Annotated in this window: 12 protein-coding genes; 6 read left to right on the top strand and 6 right to left on the bottom strand. The window is 47.0% G+C overall.

Translation table 11 applies throughout. The annotated features are described in order from the left end of the window. Positions 1 to 116 precede the first annotated feature (116 nt). Positions 117 to 917: a polyprenol monophosphomannose synthase gene (locus tag ACYVFD_RS06050; protein ID WP_461088879.1), complete on the top strand. Its 801-nt coding sequence runs from the start codon at positions 117 to 119 to the stop codon at positions 915 to 917. A 223-nt stretch (positions 918 to 1,140) separates the two neighbouring features. Beyond that, a complete protein-coding gene (gene porU2 / locus ACYVFD_RS06045; protein ID WP_461088877.1) occupies positions 1,141 to 4,398 on the top strand; it encodes a putative type IX secretion system sortase PorU2 in 3,258 nt (1,085 codons plus the stop codon). A 2-nt stretch (positions 4,399 to 4,400) separates the two neighbouring features. On the opposite strand, the gene ACYVFD_RS06040 is transcribed toward porU2, so the two are convergent. Then, positions 4,401 to 5,102 carry a hypothetical protein gene (locus ACYVFD_RS06040; protein WP_461088876.1) on the bottom strand — a complete coding sequence of 234 codons (702 nt, stop codon included), beginning with the start codon at positions 5,100 to 5,102 and terminating at the stop codon, positions 4,401 to 4,403. 140 nt (positions 5,103 to 5,242) lie between these two features. Between ACYVFD_RS06040 and ACYVFD_RS06035 the strand changes: the two genes are divergently transcribed. After that, positions 5,243 to 7,195, top strand: coding sequence for an asparagine synthetase B family protein (locus tag ACYVFD_RS06035; RefSeq protein WP_461088875.1), 1,953 nt, complete (start codon positions 5,243 to 5,245; stop codon positions 7,193 to 7,195). Here the strand turns inward: ACYVFD_RS06035 and ACYVFD_RS06030 are convergent. The 4 genes from ACYVFD_RS06030 to ACYVFD_RS06015 all read right to left on the bottom strand — a co-directional run bounded on the left by ACYVFD_RS06030 (position 7,153) and on the right by ACYVFD_RS06015 (position 13,561). After that, positions 7,153 to 8,400, bottom strand: coding sequence for a nucleotidyltransferase domain-containing protein (locus ACYVFD_RS06030; protein WP_461088874.1), 1,248 nt, complete (start codon positions 8,398 to 8,400; stop codon positions 7,153 to 7,155). The genes ACYVFD_RS06035 and ACYVFD_RS06030 overlap by 43 nt on opposite strands. 137 nt (positions 8,401 to 8,537) lie before the next feature. After that, complete coding sequence (locus ACYVFD_RS06025; protein WP_461088873.1) at positions 8,538 to 8,681, bottom strand: hypothetical protein; 144 nt, start codon at positions 8,679 to 8,681, stop codon at positions 8,538 to 8,540. 68 nt (positions 8,682 to 8,749) lie between these two features. Beyond that, on the bottom strand, positions 8,750 to 9,808 hold the full coding sequence (locus ACYVFD_RS06020; RefSeq protein ID WP_461088872.1) for a T9SS type A sorting domain-containing protein: 1,059 nt from the start codon (positions 9,806 to 9,808) through the stop codon (positions 8,750 to 8,752). Between the two features lie 90 nt (positions 9,809 to 9,898). After that, positions 9,899 to 13,561 carry a beta strand repeat-containing protein gene (locus ACYVFD_RS06015; protein WP_461088871.1) on the bottom strand — a complete coding sequence of 1,221 codons (3,663 nt, stop codon included), beginning with the start codon at positions 13,559 to 13,561 and terminating at the stop codon, positions 9,899 to 9,901. 1,157 nt (positions 13,562 to 14,718) lie between these two features. Here ACYVFD_RS06015 and ACYVFD_RS06010 point away from each other — a divergent pair. Further along, positions 14,719 to 16,002, top strand: coding sequence for a Gfo/Idh/MocA family protein (locus ACYVFD_RS06010; protein ID WP_461088870.1), 1,284 nt, complete (start codon positions 14,719 to 14,721; stop codon positions 16,000 to 16,002). 63 nt (positions 16,003 to 16,065) lie between these two features. On the opposite strand, the gene ACYVFD_RS06005 is transcribed toward ACYVFD_RS06010, so the two are convergent. Further along, complete coding sequence (locus tag ACYVFD_RS06005; protein WP_461088869.1) at positions 16,066 to 18,927, bottom strand: ligand-binding sensor domain-containing protein; 2,862 nt, start codon at positions 18,925 to 18,927, stop codon at positions 16,066 to 16,068. 234 nt (positions 18,928 to 19,161) lie between these two features. Here ACYVFD_RS06005 and ACYVFD_RS06000 point away from each other — a divergent pair, with 234 nt between their 5' ends. Both ACYVFD_RS06000 and ACYVFD_RS05995 read left to right on the top strand, forming a co-directional pair. Continuing rightward, positions 19,162 to 22,191: a SusC/RagA family TonB-linked outer membrane protein gene (locus ACYVFD_RS06000; RefSeq protein WP_461088868.1), complete on the top strand. Its 3,030-nt coding sequence runs from the start codon at positions 19,162 to 19,164 to the stop codon at positions 22,189 to 22,191. A 15-nt stretch (positions 22,192 to 22,206) separates the two neighbouring features. After that, entirely contained in the window at positions 22,207 to 23,742 is a 1,536-nt protein-coding gene (locus ACYVFD_RS05995; protein ID WP_461088867.1) for a RagB/SusD family nutrient uptake outer membrane protein, read from the top strand. The last annotated feature ends 28 nt before the right edge of the window (positions 23,743 to 23,770 follow it).

The raw sequence follows: 23,770 nt of genomic DNA, 5'->3' as shown, positions 1-23,770 counted from the left end.
TGGGTACACCGATTGAAAGCCAAATCGTTGATTAACACTTTTTAATGACTATCTTGTACAAAAAGTGCGTGATTTGTTGTTGTACAGATAATCCCTCTTAAAACGAAACAAACGCTGTGAAAGAACGTCTGGTCGTCATTCCTACTTATAACGAAATCGAGAATATTGAAGCGATAATCCGGAAAGTATTCAGCCTACCGGAGCCCTTCGATGTTCTGATTGTTGACGACGGTTCGCCGGATGGCACCGCCCAACGCGTTCGTGATTTACAGCAGGAATTTCCCAGCACAGGCCCTTCTTATCGACTCCACTTACTCGAACGGCGCGGCAAATTAGGACTAGGGACCGCTTATATTGATGGGTTTAAATGGGCTTTGGCACGGGGCTATCGGTATCTGTTCGAAATGGACGCCGACTTTTCCCATAATCCTGAAGATCTGGTTCGACTGTATCATGCCTGTGCCGACGAGGGGCCTGACCGGGCCGATGTAGCAATAGGCTCGCGCTACATTCGGGGCGTAAACGTTGTAAACTGGCCAATGGGCCGAGTGCTCATGTCGTATTTCGCCGGTGTGTATGTCCGGTTCATTACGGGTATGTCGATCATGGACCCAACGGCAGGATTTATTTGCTACCGGGCTGAAGTTCTGGAAGTTATCCTGCATAATCCCATCAAATTTGTTGGCTATGCTTTTCAGATCGAAATGAAGTTCACCTGCTGGAAGTACGGCTTCCGACTCCAGGAGGTTCCCATTATCTTTACCGACCGCACCAAAGGCGTTTCCAAGATGTCGTCGAAGATTTTCAAAGAAGCCGTGTTTGGCGTCTTGCAAATGAAGATCAGCAGTTTCTTTCGGCATTACATTCCTCGCCGGGAAGCTACAGCCAAAATCGAAGAATCGGTCGATACACTCTAGCGACTCCGAAGCTGTACTGAGGCTACCAAGTTACCGAACTAATCTTTACCTTTGATAGTACGGCTTTACTGTATAGGCCGAAGTCACATACAGTAAAGCCGTAATTTACTCAACGCAACTAGTAGAAACATTCTGATGACTGGTCGGGTAAAGCGATTAGTTTGCCATTTCGCTGACGAGTTGATGAGTAGTTTCTGGTATAGTTAGGCTACCCGTTTTCCTGATGAAACAAGGATTACTTTTACTAGGATTTACGATTCATTGTTTCGCCCTGTATGCGCAACGTACGTTTGGTAACGAGTGGATCAAGCCCTCTCAGAAATACCTGAAGTTGTCGACCAGCCAGACCGGCATTTACCGCATCACATATGATGACCTAAAATCGGTCGACGCTTCGTTTCTCCAAACCAATCCAACCAACTGGCAGCTCTTTTTCCGGGGGAAGGAAATCGCCATTCGTATTGTAGGTCAGCAGGACGGCGTATTCGACACGGCTGATTACCTGGAGTTTTATGGAGAAGGTAACGATGGTAGCCAGGACTCGCTGCTGTATAGGCCCCAAAAGCGACTGCATCCGTACCAAACCTTATTCTCGGACAAAACAGCCTATTTCCTGACCAGTAGCCCCGGAACAACGGGCAAGCGGGTACAGGAGCTAAATGCATCGGTTCAGGGACTCACTGCCGAAAAATTCCATGTGGAAGAAACAATCCGTGCCTTTACAAGCGAGTACACCTTCAACAACTTAAAAGGCATTGAACCAGCTCTTCAGCAAAGTTACTTTGAACCCGGCGAAGGCTGGTCGGGCTCACTACTGACAACTGATTCGGTTGGTACAGTACCCATAACGCTGTCGAATCGGGTGAGTACGGCCTCCTGGCCCATTGTGCTGGAAGGTATGGTTAATGGCCGCGACAATTCCGATCACCGCATTACAGTCGATGCCGGGAATGCCGCTCAGATAAGCCCACTTCTTGTTTCAAGTTTTGCTTCCCAACTGTTTAAAACGTCGGTCAATCCGGCTGGGCTCCCGAACGATCAGCTTACAGTACGGTTTAAATCGCAAAAGCTTGATAATACCAACAACTTTTCGATTACGTACGTAAAAGTATCCTTTCCGCAGGCGACCGATATGACGGGGCAATTGAGTAAGGCGTTTCATTTGCCCGCTAATACGCAGTCCAACGCGTTACTCGCCATTAAAAACGCACCGGCCGGGGCTGTTGCTTACGACATTACGGATAAAGGCAATAGCCGATTTCTGACTTTACAAACTACGTCGGGGCAGGCACAGGCCGTGGTCAGTGGTATGAATCAAAAGCGGGATATTTACGTGTCAAGCCAGTTTCTTAAGCCGCTATCGATTCAGACGACCCATTTTTCATCGACCTTTCCCCCGTCGACTACCTACCTCATCATTACGCACTCATCCCTGAAACAGTCGGCTACCACGTATGCGGCTTATCGGGCATCGGATGCCGGAGGAAAGCATATTCCCCTTATTGTAGACGCCGACTCGCTTTATGATCAGTTCAATTACGGTGAACGGAGTCCGCTGGCTCTTCGGCGCTTTGCTGATTTTATGCTGGCCAATACGGCGGTAAAAAACATACTGCTGATTGGCAAAGCCTGTAGCTATCCGTACTACGTTAAAACAGCCCCCGACGATCTGGTTCCAACCATCGGCTACCCCGGATCAGATATTTTGATCACAGCCGGTTTGGGAGGCTACCCCATAAATACGCCCGCCATACCAACCGGCCGGCTAAATGTGACATCGAATGAGCAAGTGCTGGCCTATCTGGAGAAAATTAAGCAGCAGGAAAGTCCTAATCAGAACGGTATCTGGCGCAAACACCTCATCCATATTAGTGGTGGCAAAACGAAAGAGGAAGCCCAACGGCTGAGCAGTTCTCTGGCCGATATTGGCAGTACCTACACCAATGGTCTGCTGGGAGGGCAGGTTTCGGCATTCAGCAAGACCACAACAGCCGAAGTTGAACCCATCAACATTACCCCACTCGTCAACGACGGGGTTAGCCTCATTACCTTTTTCGGGCATGCAGGTCCTAATGTGACCGATATGAATTTCGGCTATGCTTCGCCACCGGAGAATGGGTTCCGTAATTCGTTTTACCCGTTCATGATTTTTAACGGCTGTGGTGTAGGCGAGATTTTTTCCCGTTTCAATACCCTGTCGACCGACTGGCTTCTGGCCCCTTCGAAAGGAGCAGCCGTCGTTCTGGCGCATTCGTACTGGAGTTTTGAAGGCCCAACGGCGTATTACTTAAGCAATCTGTACACCTCTCTTTTTACGGATGCCAGCACATTGGGTATGCCGTTCGGAAAAGTGCAGCAGCAGTTGAATACAACCATTCAGAAAGGTCCCTATGGTCCTTACGACGAATCGATATTGCTGGAGATGATTCTACAGGGCGATCCAGCCGTAATTCTGTATCCACTCCCCAATCCCGACTATTCCATCGACTCCAAGGGGCTCTATATTCAGTCGTCGGTAGTAGGTAGTTCTATTAAAAGCAGCGATTCCATTCAGGTGGTGATGCCGCTGGCCAATCTGGGTAAATTTGTGGCCGGTCAGTCGATCGATCTATCGATCAAGAAAACTACTAATGCAGGGCCAACAACCAACACCTTGCGTTTCAGTGGCTTTCGTTACCAGGACACCTTAAGGTACACGTTGCCCAAAGACGCCAATCTGCAAAAAGTAGAGGTAACGATTGATCCGGCCAATCAACTGACTGAATTATCCAAAACCAACAACACGGCTTCGCTCACCATCGACTGGTCGCAGGCTGAAAGTGGCAATAGTTACCCGATCAAAGCCTTGCCGGACCGGATTAGTCCCGAAATCAACGTGTTTATTGATGGCGCTATCCGAACAAACCGATCAGTTGTCGGCTTGAGTCCACGGGTCGATATTTTTATTCAGGATGAAAATCCACTGTCCCGGCAAGATACCAGCGCAGTCGATGTGTATCTGCGGAGTTGCGAAACCTGTGCTCCACAGAAACTGTCAGCTCGGTTGCTTTCTGTGTCGGCCGTTGCCGCCAATCAGCTTCAGGTTACTACTAACTTATCCCTTAAAGCGGGCGGGACCTATCAGCTTATTGTATTTGGGAAAGATGCCGCCGGTAATCGAATCGCATCACCCTATCGGCTTGATCTGGTTACGTTATCCAATGAAGAAACGATTACCGTAAACACCTACCCAAATCCGGCTACCAGCTACGTTAAATTCGAACTAAATCTGAACATAACCGATCTCCCTGCCGAATCCAGACTCAGTATCTATAATTCGTCGGGCGTGCAGGTTTTCAACAGTAGTCTTCCTATATCGACCGGAAAAAATCTGTTGCTCTGGCAGGGAGGGTCGCCCGGGATGTACCCGTATTCATTACTCTTAACCTGGAAAGACGGAAGAACAGATGTCCGGACCGGAAAAATAGTCTGGCAGCCATAACACTACTGTAAGCGGTTGCTCGTTAACAACCTCCACTTCAGCCGAGTACCGGCCGAAATAATCCCTTTTCCAAGGCAATCGGGCGATGATTGACAATAGGTAAGCGATGTATTTTCGCGGTACACCAGGCCAACGTTCTGTGCATATACCCGACTGTATTTCTGCTGGCTAACCAGTGTTGAATCATTATCGCCGACCACCGACACGGTCCGATCAAATGCATGGCTCCCTACCGAAAATGAACGACCTGTATCTTTATAGTGCAATAACGTATCTGGATTCGCATTGTAGCTATTCAGATTCCAGCTTGTGGTAGCCGCAATTGGGAACAGCAATTGTACCTTAGGGACATTGTTATCCTGACTGACTACTTCAGACAAATTTTTATAAACCGTACGAATCGCATTGATTTGCCAGTCGGATTGAGCAGAAAGTTTAACGGATTCCTCTACCTGGAAAAATACCTGTCCATTTTGCGTATAGGAATTGCTGACTTTCTGTTGAAGTTGATAGGTCTTTGTCGTTGGTGCGCCGGTTAGGGTATAATTCTCCTGGGTTACCTGATAAATCCAGTAGTCACCTGGTTGAATCGGGAAATAAGCCGAGTCGTCAGGAGCCAGGTTTGTTTGATCGGTTTGGCACCCGACACCAAGGCTAACCACTGTCAGCAGAAAAAATTGAAACAGACTATTTTTAAAACGCATGGGGAGGGATTTACAAAACGAGGTCAGATCGTCCGGGTAAGCGGTTACAACTACTGCCAATTTCATAACATTGTACACAACAACTAACTAAAAGCGAAGATACGAAAACGGACAGGTTATCACGTTTTCAACAACCAACCATGAGTGGCATTGCGGGAATAATTCGATTTGATGGGCAACGCATCGATCCTGATGATCGATCCAATTTGATTCGATCACTACAACATCGGGGTAAGGTAGAAAGTCAACCAATAACTCAGGGTGAGTTCGTTTCGTTCGGAGGGCATATTGACGTAAATACGCTGGCTTCCCTTTATGTCGTTACAGATGCCGATCTATTTGCTGATGCTCTCCCGGATCAGCCATTTAGCACGGGGTATTTACAAAACGGTACAGCCGTATTTAACGAGTTAAACGCAGATTTTGCCGCCGTACTGTGGGATGAACGCCAGCAATTGCTTGTCTGCGCCCGCGATCCATTGGGCATTAAGCCCCTTTATTATACGCATCAGCCCGGCCACTTTTTCGCCTTTGCTTCCGAAATTAAAGCGCTGTTAGCCTTACAGGAAGTTTCTGTAAAACCCAATCGACATAAATTCAGAGAATACCTGACCTGGACTACGACCTATGTACCATACAGTACCGAAACGTTCTACGAAACTATTTTTAGCGCCTTACCAGGGTATTATTTGCTTGTGCGCTCCGAAAGCGTTCAGATTCGCCCTTACTGGCAACCTAACCTCAACCAATTCCGTGGGTTAGCTAACCCAAAGGAGTATGCGTCATTGTTTCAGGAGCAGTTTACAAAGGCGGTCAACCATCGTATTCGGGGTAAACAAGTAGTGGGGTCCCACTTAAGTGGTGGCTTAGACTCTTCGTCCATTAGCTGTGTTGCCCAATCGCTACTACAGACTCAGCAACGTTCAGATTTGCATACGTTTTCCATCGACACCAATCAACCGTCGGCCAGTGAGCAGGAGTATGTACAGGCCGTTACTGACCAATGGCATCCTCAGCATCATACGGTTCGTCCGTTAGACGATGTGCTGGAGTCGGTCATGACTATCAATAGGCTCTTCGACCGCCCTGAGCACTTCATTATTCCTTCCAGCTTCCACTTAAGCGTTTCTACAGAGGCCCAACAACTCGGCTGCGACATACTTCTGACCGGTCATGATGGTGATAGTACAGCCCCAAACGGGTTTGATTTTCTAGATCAATTGTTGACTGTAAACGACTGGGAAAAGCTGGCATTGGCCTGCCGACAACTGATAGCAGTTCAGGGGCAAAATATGACGCGGTTGAGCGCCGACTGGCTCAGCTTAAGTGAGCAGATGAAATACGAGAAATTTGTTTTGTCGATCATAGGCTCTGATCTCAAAAAACGCTTTAGCCAGCAGTCAGGCATCTCCTTTCTCAGTATGCTTATCGAGCAGAAACGATTCTTTGGGCTTTCATCAACAGCCATCCTCTCTTACTTAGCCAAGCGAATCCAGACCAAACTCGCCCATGAATCGTTAATCGACAATGCGTTAAGCCAGGAATTTAAAAGCCAGGTTCAGCAACGTCCTCAAACCTCAACGCGGGACTTGGTGACGCAATTAACTAATGAACACAACGCTCCGTTCAATCAAATACTTCACACGACCAATGTTATCTGCAATGAGCAGATGAATCATATTGGCGCCTATTACGGCCATACGTACTCATTTCCTTTCTTCGATAAAAAAATTATTGAATTAGGCCTGGCCACACCTTTAGAAGTTCATTTTAATCAGGGACGTGGGCGTGGACTTATCCGAAACGGCCTGGAAACTGTTTTGCCTCCAGCGATTATTTCTCGGTTTACGAAAGCAAATTTTGTTGAATATGGTACATTATCAGCTCAGCAATTGTATAAGGCGACGCAGGAACGATTTGCATCGTCAGCTCATCCAATCTGGGAAGTGATTGACAGGAAAATTTTTGAGAAAATCGTTACAATTGTTTTTAATCCCAGTTATGCGGTGAAGAAAAAAACGCGCTATAACTGGCTGCTTAGCCGGATTATTTATCTCGCACTCTGGCTGGATTCGTTACGGGCCAAATCATGATCTTCGCCCGTCTTGTTTTCAACAGAGACAACTACCGATTTAGCTGGCAGAAATTTCCATATTGATCGCATTGCACGAATAAATATCGTAATAAATCCGGCTTCCTGCGGTAGGTAAATATACGATTTACCAAACTTAAATGTACTCGGTTGAAAGATGCGACTCGTAAAAAATGTTCTATAGACTTTTAATTGATGACGAAAACCTGGCTGCGCTTTTACCATAAATTTTAATTGACGGGCAATCCGATCGCTTAACTCATATGATTCTCGTCGAGCCCAGTTAGCGGCATATTCTTTTGCCAATTGCTCAACCTCCACTGTATCTACTAATGACTCAATAAATGTTGGTAGGGATAAGGCCCATATTTTTTTGCACCAATATAAACCTGACAAAAAGATCGCTTCGAAACCATACTGCTTTAACTCATCCAGAAGCCAGTTCCAGTTAATTTCTTTTTTGATTAGTAGAAAATATAAATCATTGATAAAATAGATCCTTTGCCAAATATTAGTTATACCATGATGTACGGCTAACAACACTATTTGCTGTTCAATAAAAAGTTCGGGATTTAATCGAAAGTAGTTCAGGCCAAATAGAGCATAATGCTTATTAAAACCTAGTACCTGCCAGTGAAGATCTATATCAAATTCACTTTTACCTGAAAAAGGCTTAAATAAACTTACTTCAGATAAATCCGTTAGTAATGCCTGTTTTTTTTTCTGCCAATGAATAGTATGTACCTTATTTAACTCATATCCATTTGTACGTAGCAGTTCTATAGTCTTAAACACCTCTCCTTCGCTAACTAAAATATCAAGATCGCCCGTAGGTCGTAAGCCAGGATTAGGATAGGCATTTTCGGCAAGATATATACCTTTTAACGGTATATGATCAATACCATTTTCAATCAATAGATTACTGAGTATATGGTAGTGATGAAGCTTTAATAAATTATCCGTTGTATCTTCCTGATAATCTTTTTGCAGTTTTTCCAGAAATTCATGTGGGCAGTTAGCTATTTTCTGGAGCGCTCTATATAAAAAAGGCTTTAATCGATGCCGATCTGCTAAAACATAAAGTAGTTGCCAATCAATCTGATTTTGCCCTAAAAAATGAATGAATCCGGCTTTTTTCTCTTCTGAAATATCCAGCGTACAAGCCATAAGCAGGACTGTAATTTCAGGAGATTGATATGTATTCATTAATAACTTATTTACAACTATCTTATCCTTATACCTTTTATTATATCCAGCAATTTACTGCTTTTTTATAAAAGGAAATAGCCTGGTGCTCGTATTCCGATGACACCAGGCTACTGCAGAAAAGTTATAGAAATTTCCTAGACGAATGTACCGCCAAACCCATCGGTGTTGGAACCGATCTTCAGAGTGAGCTTCTTGACATTCCCCAGCACGTGCAGCTTGGGTGATTTATAGGCCTTCTTGGGCGCTGGAATTGATATATTGTTAGCCTTTGAGTTCATGGAGCAATGAGTTAAATGTGGTCTGATTCAGTCCCAATTGAATACTTGTACACAACGATGACCGACCACTACTGGATAACGATCCGATGTTTGCGAAGCTGGCCCCGCTCTTCCACCGTCAGCACATACACCCCCGTAGTGAGCTGGCCGTTGGCCTTCAGCAGCAGATTGCTGCCCTGTACCTCACTCTTCTGAACCGAGACCGAATTGCCATCCGCCCCATACAGGTTCAACACCGCCGTCTCGGGCTCATCCAGACTCACCCGGAACTGCTGGCTGGCTACCACCGGATTGGGGAACACTCCATAGGCCCCTTCCCGCAACACCACCGATTCCACCTTGAGCACCGTCGACTTACCATCCAGATCCAGCTGGGTCAGCCGATAGTAGCTGGTGCCCCGGAAGGGAGTGTAGTCGGTGAGGTGGTAGTTCTTCAGCGATTCACTGCTGGAACCGATCTCGGTTACCTCGCCCACAGTTTCGAAGTGTTTGAGGTCTTTGCTGCGCTCGATGAGAAAACCTTTGTTGTTGGCTTCCCAGGAGGTGGTCCAGGCCAGGGCCACGGTTTGATCTTCCTGGGCTTTGGCTGTAAAGGAGACCAGACCTACCGGCTGAACTGTACCCTGGGTAACGGCTACAGCGGTGTTGGCATTATCATTACCACTGTTGTTGGTCGACAGCCCGGTGGCTACGGCATTGGCCGTGATGCTGGGGGGCAGACCGCCCGTAACCGATACGCCCCGGATGGTGAGCAGCAGGTTGTAGATGGCATTACCCGGCACTGCGCCCAGATCACTTTTGACGGTGACGATGGTGCCGCTGCCACTGCTGTAGGCTCCCTGGGTGAGCGACAGGTTGGCGGTGGTACCGGCTACGGGAGAGATAACGGCTACCGACGCAGCCGTCACACCCACGTTGGGTGGCAGGTTGATGGTATAGGTAGCGGTAGCGCTCTGAGGGATGTCGGTGGAGCTACCGTTGCCGAAGCTGACGGTGACACTGCTGAACTGGCCCACCTGCAGGGGGTTGGGGGTGATGGTAACGCCGGTGGCGTTAGGATCCTGGGCATAGGAAGCGTATCCACTGCATAAGCCCACTACGAAAAAGAGTAAAAGTCGCTTAATCATAAAGAATAAACTTAAGTTTAGCAAACCCGATTAAAGAAAATAAAGAGTGTGCCAAATATCTGAAAAAAGATATTTGGCACAAGTTAAATTTTACAATCCACTGATAATTCTTGAGTAAACATTATTTAATGGATTCTCATCATACGTTTTTGTAGCGTCATCAGTTACATTAACGGTAATATTGGATACACTACCCGAGTTGGCCGTTGTACGAGTGATCGTAAAGCCCAATACTGCCGTCGCATTAGCCGCAATAATCTGTCCAGCATTAATCTTGAGAGTAAGCTGCTGATTTGCCACATTATTCACTACTGTCCATTTCGGATTCTCTATAGCAACAGGATTGCTCGTTCCTTCCGTCACATTGATGCTGGTAAGCGCACTATTGTAGGAAATAGTATAACCTGTTGGTACCGAAATCGTAATACTGACACTTCCTGGCGGGGTTGGCTGACCATTTGCTTCAAAAATATTCACTACAAAATCACGTACGTTATTTGGTGATGTATTGAAGTTACCCTGAGGCAGGTAAATCGTTGGAGACAAGTCGGGAATAGCCTGATTCGCCAGTATGTGAAGTGTAGCGCTGGCACAATTCGAAGGAGAATTGTTATCACAAGTTGTATAGGTGAAATCAACTGGACCTGACGTGCCTGGTGTAGGCGTGAACGTGTAGCTACCTGTCGACGTCACAACAAGCGTACCTGATGAGTAAGTCGTTGTGCCAGGATTCGATACCGATAGTCCCGTCCCTATATCATTCGTGAGGATGTTACCTGTCACAGCCGTTCCTGACGTAGCCACATAGTCATCATTCGCCGATACTGTAGCCGGGCTATTCGGTGCCTTCACCGTAATCGTCACGGTAGCTGTAGCACAGGCAGGTGTACTTGGCGTTTCACAAATCTGATAGGTTACAACATCAACTCCATAATAACCTGCTGTTGGTGTGTACACTAAATTGCCACTTCCGTCAATACTTGCTGTACCATGCGCCGGTTGGCTCGGAATAGTCGGCGTGCCTAGAGTTCCACCTGGGTTGCCTGGACCATCGTTTACTTTGATATTAACAGTAATGGCCGTTGGGCTGCTTGGTGCTCCAGTCGTAGTAGCAAAATCAGGATTAGCCACAGGGTTATTTGTCGTCACCGCAGGATCAAGAACCGTAACGGTTAACGTCTGAGATGTGCAGACCGAAGGTGTTCCTGGCGTACAAACCGGTACGTCATATACATATACGCCAGGTGTAGCGCTGGTAAACGTATAACTACCCGTTGAGGTCATGGTCAGCGTCGGAGTGGAGCCACCTGGGCTACTAACCAGCGTTGGCGTTGTATTGTACGTAGCGCCTACTGGTACGACATCATTGGTCTTAACACTACCCGTTACTGGAACAGACTTGTTCGTTACAGCGAAATCCGGATTGGGGTTGAACGGATTGATCAGAACATGTAACGTTCCATTGGCACTAGCCGCAGGTGAGCCATTATCAGTCGTAGTATAGGTGAATTCAACTGGACCGGTTGCGCCCGCTACAGGTGTGAAGGTATAGCTACCAGCCGAAGTCAACACCAAGGTACCTATGCCGGGGACAGTGGTTGTTTGAGCAGTTACCGTTTGTGTATTCCCTTCCGGGTCGCTATCATTTGTTTTCACATTACCCGAAACGGCTGCTCCCTGATACGTACTTATATAGTCGTCGGCGGCAAGTGTACTGTTGTTAGCCCCTGGCGGATTAACAGTAACCGTTACAGTTGATGTTGCACATAAACCGCCTGGTGTTTCACACACCTGATACGTTAGCACATCTGTCCCGAAGAAACCGGCATTGGGCGTATAAACTACATTACCACTACCGTCCACACTGGCTACTCCATTAGTTGGGTTACCCGTAATAGTAGGCGTACCCAATGTACCACCTGGATTACCCGGTCCATCATTTGCCTTAACATTTACGGTTACCGACGATGGGCTAGCGGATGCTCCTGTCATCGAAACGACATCAGGATTCGCTACCGGCTTATTCGTATTCACCGTCGGATCAAGAACGGTAACGGTTAACGTCTGCGAAACGCAAACAGCCGACACACAAACAGGTACCGAATATACATATACGCCAGCAGTCGAGCTGCTGAAGGTATAGGTACCGTCGCTGTTCATGGTCAATGAGGGCGTCGATCCGCCAGGGCTGCTAACGAGCGTTGGGCTTGTACCGTAGGTGGTACCTGCTGGAACAACATCATTGGTTTTGACGCTACCCGATACAGGAACATTTTTGTTCGTAACGGCAAAGTCAGGGCTGGTATTAAGTGCACAAACCAGGCCATTACCTAGTGATAAGCGGGTATCGATGAAAGCACCATAAACATCAAGGCTACCACCCAACGCCGACAAGGCGGCTACACCTACCAGGGGCGATACGGATAACTTGATCTCGTCAAATGACTTTGTGGCTACAAACCCTACATTGAAGAAGTCGGTAGTAGTTCCAAATAAAGCGATTGACAAATCAAGCAAATTACCAGCCGTTCTTGATTCCTGAAGAACGCCATCCAGATAAGTAGAAACGGTTAGTTGCTGGAACAGATCAAGTGCCAGAATTCCGGTAACCTTCTTGACTGTGAACCCGGCAAATGTTCCTTGTGGATACGTGTCAACTGCGTTCAGAACAGCAATAGATGCCAGCGTACCTGCCGATGCGGTTGTGTTGATTCTTGCAAAATCAGTAGGACTTGACGACACTACATTCCACGGATTCTCAACTGTTGTTGCGGCCGAAACGACTCCCGTAACCCCTGTATTCGCAAAGTCGATTACAACGGGGAATGTAGGGTTAGTCAGGCTGTAACTCGTATTGCAACTGATTGTCGCTGAGCAGGTTTTTTCAAATATAGCATTGTAAATTACTATATTTCCCAGATCAGCATTTACTAGATTGACGAAGGAAATCTGTACTTCATCATAAGCAGCCGTTGCAACAACACCGATATACTGACGGCTTCTACCATTCAGCAAAGGGCTACTGGCCGCACCCACAATTAATGCATTCCCTGTGGTTGTCTGAACCAGACTTCCGTTATTGTATAATCTGACAGTTGCCGTACTAAAGACATTAGCCGATAATAATGAGTTGGTTTCTACATCAAATCCGGCATAACTACCAACAGGATAAGTATCTAATGCATTGGCAACTGCAAACGAGGCCGTAACAGCCACACCCGCAGTCACTACCATAGTTGCAGAGTTTGCGGTACTGGCGTCAACTACGTTTTCAGAATTATTTATCTGGCAGGCAGCGCAGGCTACACCACCAACAATACCTGTGCGTCCGCCATCTACATATACTGGATGCGTAGGATTGGTCAGTGGCGAAATGGTATTTTTCGGAATTGTATTATCCGCACAATCAAGGCTTGGCCCTGCGCAGAATGCCTTCATCACCACACCAAATACATTGATGCCTGCATCGGCTACTGCTGCAGCTCTGGTAACGGTTAAGACTACCTCATCAAAATCTGCTGTCGCTACAAAGCCAATGGTTCGTCTACCAGTACCTGATAAAATGGCACTGCCTACCGAAACAAGATCCCCACCGTATGTTACAGATTGAATAGGAGCAGTAGTACCTGTCTTATACGTGGAAACGGTAATTTTATCATTAACTCCTAAACTGACTAAGTCAGTACTGGATATATCAAACCCAACAAATGTGTTAGTCTGACTAGCCGGATAGGTAATAAAAGCATTTTTCACACCTATCGTAGCGGTTACTGCCACGCCTGCGGTTAAATTAATACCAGCAGAATTTGCGCTATTGCCATCAATAAGATTATCTGCATTGCTGACAGAACAAAGAGCACAGGTTACATTAGTTGCTATACCCGTACGGTCAGAAATATAGATTGAGTTTCCAGGCGCTGTCAACGAACTGGCTGTGTTACAGACTAATGGCGTACTTGCCGAAGCATATCGTCTCATAAGAGCGTAATACACTCGATAACTAGTAGCCAGGGTCAGCGGATTTGTGAAAGCAATCGATATCTGATTAAAATCCAGTGTTGTGTGAAATCCGACTTCATAAGCACCAGAAACCAACGCTGAATTTACTCCAAGAAGGCTGGTCGCTGTTTTTTGCTCCCGCTGTACACCATTTTTGTACGTTGTAATAGTAACCGCCCCTAATAAAGTAACATCAGCCAGCGAGCTATTACTTATTAAAAAACCAGCAAAGTTACCAGCATCATAAATATTAGCGGGATTATTGTCACCAACTGTAAAAGAGCCTGCACCAGAAATAGCAATTCCTAACTCATCATAATCAGTAAGTGTAGAATTAGTAACATTAGCAGGGTCCCCACCTGCAAGGCATAAGGCATCTCCTCCCCAACAGGATAAACCTGGGCTCGCATGAGCTGTAGTTAGTGAGAAAGTCGGACTAACCCAAGGGGTTGATGTAAGTGAATTAGGCGTACCTAAACTGCTTTGCTGGGCATTTACTTGAGTACAAACAGAGGCCAACAGCAGAAAGGTGGCCCAAACGACAACACTTGCCCATCTAGGGAAGGGTGTAAAAAAGTGCTTCATATACGTGAGGTATTTGGATTGTGTTAAAAGAAAAAGGATCCAATAACGCATTGATGACTAATGATGTATTCTGTTAATTATGAAACTTTCATGTTAACTTCATCATCTATAATCGAGGTAAAGCTATGTTTGTGTTTACGAGCATAAAAAAAAATATATTATTCGGTATTGTTATATTAATAAATTTAACATTAAGTAAACATTGTACTTATAGGATAAAAACACGCATAACAAGCCTATACTATAGTACTATCATTAGTAGATTTTGTACATAATCAGTATTGTATCTTTTTAGTAATCGGTCTCACCAGTTATTGTCCGTTCTTATGAGTCATCCTCTCAATCGCCGTGATTTCTTAAAACAAGGCAGTGCAGCTGCCCTTAGTCTGGCCTACTTTCCTTCCCAGAAACGTAAAGTTGCTCCCAGCGACCGGGTTCGTGTTGCCCACATTGGCCTGAATGGCATGGGTACGAATCACCTGAACTGGTTCGCTAAACTACCCGAGGTCGAAGTGGTAGGCTTATGCGATGTCGATGAAACGCATCTGGCAAAAGCGCTGTCTACTTTACAGACCTTACAACCCGGTACATCTGCCAAAACCTACCCCGACTTCCGCTACCTGCTCGACCGTAAGGATATTGACGCGATCACCTGCGCTACTCCCGACCATTGGCATGCCCAAATTGCGATCATGGCATTTCAGGCGGGTAAAGATGTCTATGGCGAGAAACCATTATCGTACAGTGTACGCGAAGGGCAGAAGATGCTCAAAGCACTTAACCGATACGATCGAATTTTCCAGCTTGGCACGCAAATTCATGCGGGCGATAATTACCACCGGGTCGTTGAACTCATTAAAGCGGGTGCAATCGGCAAAGTACATACCGTCCGACTCTGGAAGACCGGGTTTCCACCCGTGCTTGGTCCAGCCAATTACCAAACGCCACCTTCTACGCTGAACTGGGATATGTGGCAAGGCCCCGCTCCCGTCTCACTTTATACGCCCGAACGGTGTCATTTTACGTACCGATATTTTCTGGATTATTCGGGGGGCGTGTTTCAGGATTTCTGGTGCCACATTGCCGATGTGGTCTGGTGGTCGATCAACCCCACGGGTCTAAAACGTATCCAGGCAAAAGGGGAAGCTCCCGAAGGCATTGGTGATGCGCCTAAGTGGATCGATATCGATTATGAGTTCGACGGATTGAATCTGCACTGGACGAGTACACCACCGAATGTACCAGGAGCAGAAAAGAAAGGGATTGGCGCTTACTTTGAGGGCGATAAGGGAACGCTTCTTTGTGACTATAATACTCGTGAAATCACCATCAATGGTGTAACGATGTCGGATGTTGCCGAAATTCCCATCACGATTGAGCGGTCGCCGGGACATCAGCAAAATTTTATAGATTCCGTCAAATCCCGAAAGCAGCCTGAATCCAATTTGGCTTACGCACGTCAGATGACGCTTCCAATGCACCTGGGGTTAATCTCCTACCGACTCGGCCAGCCGCTGGAATGGAATGCCCGAAAGGAGAAATTCAGGCATAATGCAGCTGCCAACGCTTTGCTGTCAAGAGACTATCGAAAAGGATGGGATTTGATTTAAGGTTTACGGTGGGCTGATGCAAACGGTTATTCCTGCGTCAGCCCACTATGAACCGTATAAACCTTAATATTTCATCATAAACTCACTCAGATTCGTATCCCCTTCCAAACCAAGCTTTTTGCGAAGCCGGTAACGTTTTAGCTCCACACTCCGATGGGTGATGTTCAGCAGTTGAGCGATCTCTTTTGTCGATAGATTCATCCGCAGATAAGCCGCGAGTTTCAGATCGCCCTGACCCAAATCAGGGTATTTTTCCAGCAATTGCTTCAGAAATTGTTCGTGGACTTTATTGAAGTTTGTTTCAAACAATTGCCAGTCCTGTTCGCTCGAAATGTTGTTATCAATTAGAGTGGTTATCCGCTGAAACTCATCGCCTGGCAATCGTGTTCCTGCCCGAACTTTCGCCCGATTCAGTTCCTCCTTTAAATGAATGAGCAGTTCGTTTTTCTGGATCAGCGCCATGGTCGAATTGGCCAGTTCTTCCGATTTCTGAATCAGGCCCTGTTCAAGCTGTTCCTTCTGAAGCAGGATAATCTCACGTTGATTTTGTTCTTCCTGCTGACGAAGCTTCGTTTCCATCCGTTTTCGCATTCGATTCTGTTGAATGGCTATCCGCCGGAGGTGCAGGAGATAAGCCATCCAACATAGTCCAATTAACAAAGCCAGATAAATTAGTTTGGCCCAAATATTCCAATACCAGGGTGGGCGAATTTCGAATTTCAGGACACTTTCGGTTGGATTCAGGCTCGATTTTAAATGGAAAACATACTGTCCGGGGGGTAGATTGTTAAATTCTTTCTGGTGAATAGCCGCATAGGCCGACCAGCCCTGCTTACTATTTTCAAGCCAATAACTATACTTTATCGGTTGTGCGTAGTAAGGTGTCGAAAACGTAAAGAGCAGGTTGGATTGACTATGAGAAAATGTCAGGCTTACGGTTGGTTGATTTTCATTCAGTATATACCGCCTGGAGGGATCTTCAACCGGCATTATCGTCCGGATAACAGGAGGAGGTATTGCATTAACCAGGCGGTTTATTACGAAACGAGGCAAAATAGCAAACCCATTTTCCCGACAGAAAGCAATGTTTGCTGAATCAAGCGGGACAATTTTTTCGAAATCCTCCACCCATTGGTTAGTTTGTATGGGCATGTCGGCCGACACTCGGCCGTGCGGCTGAGTCCAGCCAACCGTACCATCCTGCCGAAGGAGAAACAAACTCGAATCGGGCATCGGGAAAATTTTTCGGATGGTATTATCGGCCCATGGATACGCAGTTGAAGCGGGCACAAAACGGTCGTTGGTAGCATCATATACCCGAAGACCTTCTGTTGATGTCACGACAACCCGATTTTGCACCCGACACAGATTCAGAACAGGGCTGTGAAACTCATCATCCGCATACTCTTTGCTAAACGCTATTCGTCGTAAATCAGTTGAAAGTCGCAACCGTTGTAGGCCCAGATTTGACGCTTTGTTAACCCATATGTTTCCTTCTCCATCTTCATCAAGCTGGCGAACAGGTGCCGAAAAGCCATCGACGGTATGCGAAAAGACCCACTTGCCCTGATTATCTTTCTGATAAATACACAGGTTTGTGTACGTTCCCTGAATTAACTTGTCCGGGTATTTTTTTAATCGTCCTAAAACCCATCCTCCCGTAATTGTGGAAATCAGTTGGGCCTGTGCCCCTTCAATCCGGAATGTACCTTTATTATGACCACATAATAACTGGTTATCGACGACGGCTAAATCCCATACCTGCCCTTGCGTGCCGGGAATCAACCTGAATGGTGCATTGAGCTGATTCAACGGCCGATGATATACCCCCCGATTGGTTCCCAGATACAGATTTGACCCATAGCGGGCCATATCGTAGGGCGTTCCTAAATCCCCTTCATTATCGGCAAAATACCGGACTGGCGAGCTTAAATTTATCCGGTCGATGCCCTTATCCAGCCCGAGCCATAAGTCACCATCTTTATCCCGACACATCGACAGAACCGTATTGTTCTGGAGTCCATTACGTTGACTAAAGTGGTCGCGTATCTGCCCTTCTGCTGTGGTAATCACCACGCCATCCAACAAGGTCCCAAACGCGTAGAGATCTGGCGTTAACTGTACACCCCGATTAAGCCGATTTTGCTGAAAAAAGGCATTAAGTGGATTATTGAACGGAGTAAACTGACGTCCATCGTAACGATAAATACTTCGCTCGGTACCTACTAAAATATCCTGATTACCAATGGGCAGAATCGTGTTAACGGTTTCACGGCCCAAAAATTCGCTACCCTGCACGAAATGATACTGATCGCCCTGTATTTCATAAAGCCCCCTGCCCAGTACTTCCAGCAAGAACCGGTTATGAACCTGATGAATAAAAAGGATCGTTGCTGGGGGTGGCAAAAATTTGACATGACCATGCCTATATATATATACGTAAGCAAATGACTGAAACAAGACGCCATCATCTGTAACCTGAATATTCCAGATTTCCTCCCGTAAAAAACCTTTTTCCTGAATCAATGGCACTAATGAATGATACGTCAACTCGCCATTTTTTCCAGGAAACCAGTATCCGAACTCCCCTAAAGCACCCGTATAAATCCGCCCTTCCTGATCGATAGCAACCGAACGTACCTGCTGCTTTCGGGGCAATTCATAAACGCGCCAGTTACTTCCGTCAAATTCAAGCAGTCCCTTTGAATTAGCAAAGTACATAAGTCGGGTTCGCTCATTCTGGGCTACGCCCCAGTTCTGGTTATAAGCTCCATACTGTTGCCGGGTGTATTGCATAAGTTCAGGCTGACAAAAGCCATACGGAGACTGAGCCAATCCTGGCAATGCATAACCTATAAACAGCCAAAAAATGTATAAAATCTGACGAAAATGGTCAGATAGGTAAACACCCATATCTTTTTGCATAGAAACAGCGCATTACGCACCGTGATGTATTAAAAACCATTGATTACAGGCTAAAGAAGCCTGAATGATGTGGTAATGATGTACCACGATTTTATAGGCCAATTTAACGATTACCTACTTTTGTGCAAATAAATATTAGAAAGTTATTGCGCTTTTTCGTTATGTACTGTAGCAGGTCCTCAGTACAACTAACTCACTTGAAAAGCTTCAGTAGCCATCTTAACCGGATAAACTATGGATTATACGTCTCTTCGTTGGAAAACGAAATGGATAGTCAGCCTGCTACTGAGCCTGGTTTTCTATTCATTTATCAATCTGGCCTGGGCTCATACGGCTCCAATACGCATTACAGGTAAAGTCACCGATGGCCCCACGGGTACCGGATTACCCGGAGTAACCGTACAGGTAAAAGGCACAACAACTGGTACAGTGACCGACCCCAACGGTACTTTTAGCATCCAGGCCGACGACAATGCCACGCTGATTTTTTCGAGCATTGGCTACCAGAAACAGGAAATTGCCATTGAGGGCCGTACGACGATCAACATTGCCTTGCAGGAAGACACTAAATCGCTTAACGAAGTAGTTGTGGTCGGTTATGGAACACAGCGGAGAGCTGATGTAACAGGAGCCACTGTGACGATTAAAGGGGAAGAACTGGTCAAGCAACCCGTTCTGACAGCCACACAAGCCCTACAAGGTAAAGCGGCCGGGGTACAAATTATTAGTAGCGGTCAGCCAGGAACGTCCCCAATTATACGTATTCGGGGAACCAGCACGGCGTTGGCTGGTACAGCAGCCTTGTTCGTTGTTGATGGGGTATTGACCGATGATATTTCCAACATCAACACGGCCGACATTACCAACATCGACGTACTAAAAGACGCTTCTGCTACAGCAATCTACGGCGCTCGGGGAGCCAATGGGGTTGTCATTATCACGACAAAACGGGGCACTACTGGCAAAATGACCGTCAATTATTCGGGTAATGCCGGTTTCCGAATGCCAGCCAATTTGGTTAAAATGGCCAATGCAGCTGAATATGCCAACTATGTCAGTGCCGCAACGGGTAATATTGTTAATCCAGGCACAACGTCAACCGACTGGTACAGCCAGATTCTACGTACTGGTTTTCAACAGAATCACGGTCTGTCAGTCAATGGCGGTACTGATAAAAGCACCTATTTTCTGAGTGCTGGGTATTATACCGACCAGGGGATTGTGATCGACAACATCTACAAGCGGTTTACGCTTCGCGCTAATAACGATTTCACCTTTAATAAATACGTCAAAGCTGGGATTTCCGCGTCATATTCCAATGGCGACAACCAGATTGCGAACCTGAATACGGCTTATAATGATGCCTATCGGGCTGCTCCTATTATCCAGTCGAAAGTAGGCAGTAAGTACGGGAATACGTCTGTCTATCAGAACGTTGGTAATCCGATCATGGATATTGAGAAGAATAACAACAAGGCGACCGACAACCGACTTTTGGGTTCTGCCTATCTGGACATTAAGCCGATCGAATGGCTGACCTTACGCAGCGAAATGGGGGGCGACTGGCTGAATCAGAACAGCCGGGTGTATAACTATCAGTTCAATAACGACACTACGTCGTTTATCAACGCGGGTGGTAATCAGCGGAACCCTAACAGCAATCTCTCCTTTGGGAATACGCGCATATTCCACTGGACCTGGAACAACCTGGCCACCTTCAGCAAGAAGTTCGATAAGCATAACCTGACGGTTCTGGTCGGTACTACCGCCGAACAATATACGCTGGCCAGCTTTACGGCTTTTCGAAAAGATGTACCGGCAGCCCAAAACCTGTGGTATATCGGTACGGGTAACGCCAACACCTCTACCAACGATGGAACCGGCGACAAATACACCCGGAATTCGTACATCGGGCGTGTCAATTACAACTTCAACGACAAATATTTATTCACAGCCACCATCCGGGCCGATGGTTCCTCTCGCTTCCCAACGCAAAATCGGTGGGGCTACTTTCCATCGGTGGGCGCAGGCTGGTTGATTACCAGCGAACCGTTCATGCAAAGTCAGCAGATTTTCGACATTCTGAAACTGCGGGCCAGCTGGGGACGCGTAGGTAACGACCGCATTCCCTCGGATTCCTACACGGTTACGGTACAGCCCAATCTGGCCTATCCCTTTGGCGGGGGAATTGCCACACCAGGCAGTGCGATTACCCAAATCAAAGACCCTAACCTGAAATGGGAAACCACCGAAGAAGCCGATTTGGGCGTCGAGTTTTCGGCCCTCAATGGTCGGCTGTCGGGCGAGGTTAACTATTACAACAAGAAAGCCCGTGATCTGCTGATTAACGTAAAAGTACCATCGGTAACGGGCGATGCCGATGGAGTTGTACTGACCAATGCCGCTTCGATTCAGAATCAGGGACTAGAAGTTACCCTCAACTGGCGTGGTAAGATTACCAACGATATCTCCTATCGGATCGGCGGTAACGCTACGCTCAATCAAAACAAGGTCATTGGTTTGAATGGCGGTCAACCTATTCTGGATGGTGGCGTTGGCGCGAATCAGCAGTACACCACCCGCACGGATAACGGTCAGCCAGTAGGAAGTTTTTACATACTACAGGTGCTGGGCATATTCCAGACGGCCGACGAAGTATCAAATTACAAAAGTGCTACCGGTCAGGTTATTCAGCCTTCGGCCAACGCTGGGGATTTTAAATACCAGGACACCAATGGCGACGGGAAAATCGATGATAACGACCGTGTGTTTGCCGGTTCGTACCAACCCAAAGCCTACTTCGGTCTGAACGCCGGGCTAACCTGGAAAGGACTGGACTTCAGCGTTGATTTCTACGGTAACGTGGGTAATCAGGTCTATAACGGCAAACGCGGATTCCGCCAGAACCAACTGGACAATATAGAACGGTCGATGGCCTATGGACGCTGGTCGCCGGGCAGTGGCATTCAGACCGAACCGGCTGCCAACAGTGGTAACCTGCCCGCTTCTACCTACTTCGTCGAATCGGGTTCGTTTGTACGGATCAATAATGCAACGCTGGGCTACAAACTACCCAATACTCTGCTCGACAAAATCAAAGTGAGCAGTATCCGGGTATTCGTAACCGCACAGAATATTCTGACAATGAAAAAATATAGCGGTTTTACAGCCGAACTACCTGGCAATCCAACCAGTCAGGGTATCGAATTGAATGCGTATCCGACAACGCAAACGTACGCACTGGGTCTGAACGTTGGCTTTTAACCTGACTCAACATCAATGAAACGCAATACATATATTTCGCTCAGTATCGGCTTTGTAGCCGTTTTACTGACTGCTTCCTGCCAGAAAAGCTTTCTGGATGTTCCTGTACAAGGCCAGGCTACTACGGCCACTGATCCGAATCTGGCGGTTAATCTGGTGACGGGTGTCTATAACAGTCTCTATAATAGCGAAGCCTTTGGTGGAGCTGGGGGCGACATTCACGGCATCAGCTTTATTGCCGGTACCAATATCATCTCCGACGATGCCGACAAGGGCAGTTTTGATGGTGATCAGCCTAACCTGAAAGACATCGACAACTTTGCCACAACACCCACAAACAATTTCGTAGCAGCGCTTTGGAATGGGTATTACAGCGGTATCTCTCGTACCAATCAGGCCTTAGCCGCCCTGGAAACGGCGTCTATTGATGCCAGTACGAAAAGTCGGTTGACGGGTGAAGTCCGCTTCATCCGGGGGTATTACTACTTCAATCTGGTACGTTTTTTTGGGAAAGTCCCCAAAGTAGTTCGCGTGCCCAAAGATGCACAGGATGCCAATACCGACCCTGCTTTCCAGACGAGAGCTCCAGTCGATACCATCTACAATGTGATTACCCAAGACCTTCAATACGCTATCAGCAACCTGCCTTTACGGGCACAAGCGGGTGCAGGTCATGTCAATAAGGGAGCCGCTCAGGCACTGTTGGCCAAAACCTACCTGTATCGTAAAAACTGGCAGCAGGTACAGGCGCTGACGCAGGAGGTAATCAACTCAGGGCAGTATTCGTTATTACCTGATTACACACTCCTTTGGCGGTATGTCAGCAACAATAGTGTAGAATCCATCTTCGAAACACAGAGCGGTACGTTCAATAACGGTGATATAGCCGTCGGCGGGTATTGCACCTGGCAGGGGCCACGTGTGGGCGGTAAAGGTGGTTGGACCGATCTTGGTTTTGGTTTCGACACTCCTTCTGCAGACTTAGCAAACGCTTACGAACCCGGCGACAAGCGCAAGGCCGCTACGATTATCTTCATCGACACCAGTCCGCAACATAAAGGGACGGTATTGTACGACGGATTCCGTATTCCCAGTGCCGATTCGGTCCAGAACCTCTATTACAATTACAAAGCCTACGCCAGCGAAAACCCGAATATCGAACCCTACCTGGGCAATCGCGACAGAAAGCAGAAAAACGTACGGCTGTTGCGCTATGCCGATGTGTTGCTGATGGCTGCTGAAGCCGCAAATGAGTTAGGACAGTCGGCACAGGCCATTACGTATCTGAATATGATCCGTACCCGTGCCGGGCTAGCCGCTACGAAGGCTACTTCACAGACGGATGTACGACAAGCCATCTGGAAAGAGCGCCGGGTCGAACTGGCCATGGAGCACGACCGCTTCTTCGATCTGGTACGAACAGGTCGGGCAGCCCAGGTGATGCAGGCAGCGGGTAAGAATTTCGTAGCGGGCAAAAACGAGTTGCTTCCCGTGCCGAGCCTACAAATCCAGCTCAGTGGGGGGCAATTGGACCAAAATCCTGGGTATTAAAACGCCCCTTATTTGTCATGCTGACGAA

Source organism: Spirosoma gilvum, assembly GCF_054776815.1.
Note: the sequence above shows the minus strand (reverse complement) of the source record. Positions and strands in the feature narration are given on the sequence as shown.

Coding starts and splice junctions, on each gene's coding strand:
- ACYVFD_RS06000 (WP_461088868.1), top strand. CDS start 19,162: ATGGATTATACGTCTCTTCGTTGGAAAACGAAATGGATAGTCAGCCTG.
- ACYVFD_RS06025 (WP_461088873.1), bottom strand. CDS start 8,681: ATGAACTCAAAGGCTAACAATATATCAATTCCAGCGCCCAAGAAGGCC.
- ACYVFD_RS05995 (WP_461088867.1), top strand. CDS start 22,207: ATGAAACGCAATACATATATTTCGCTCAGTATCGGCTTTGTAGCCGTT.
- ACYVFD_RS06040 (WP_461088876.1), bottom strand. CDS start 5,102: ATGCGTTTTAAAAATAGTCTGTTTCAATTTTTTCTGCTGACAGTGGTT.
- ACYVFD_RS06020 (WP_461088872.1), bottom strand. CDS start 9,808: ATGATTAAGCGACTTTTACTCTTTTTCGTAGTGGGCTTATGCAGTGGA.
- ACYVFD_RS06005 (WP_461088869.1), bottom strand. CDS start 18,927: ATGCAAAAAGATATGGGTGTTTACCTATCTGACCATTTTCGTCAGATT.
- ACYVFD_RS06010 (WP_461088870.1), top strand. CDS start 14,719: ATGAGTCATCCTCTCAATCGCCGTGATTTCTTAAAACAAGGCAGTGCA.
- ACYVFD_RS06035 (WP_461088875.1), top strand. CDS start 5,243: ATGAGTGGCATTGCGGGAATAATTCGATTTGATGGGCAACGCATCGAT.
- porU2 (WP_461088877.1), top strand. CDS start 1,141: ATGAAACAAGGATTACTTTTACTAGGATTTACGATTCATTGTTTCGCC.
- ACYVFD_RS06030 (WP_461088874.1), bottom strand. CDS start 8,400: ATGAATACATATCAATCTCCTGAAATTACAGTCCTGCTTATGGCTTGT.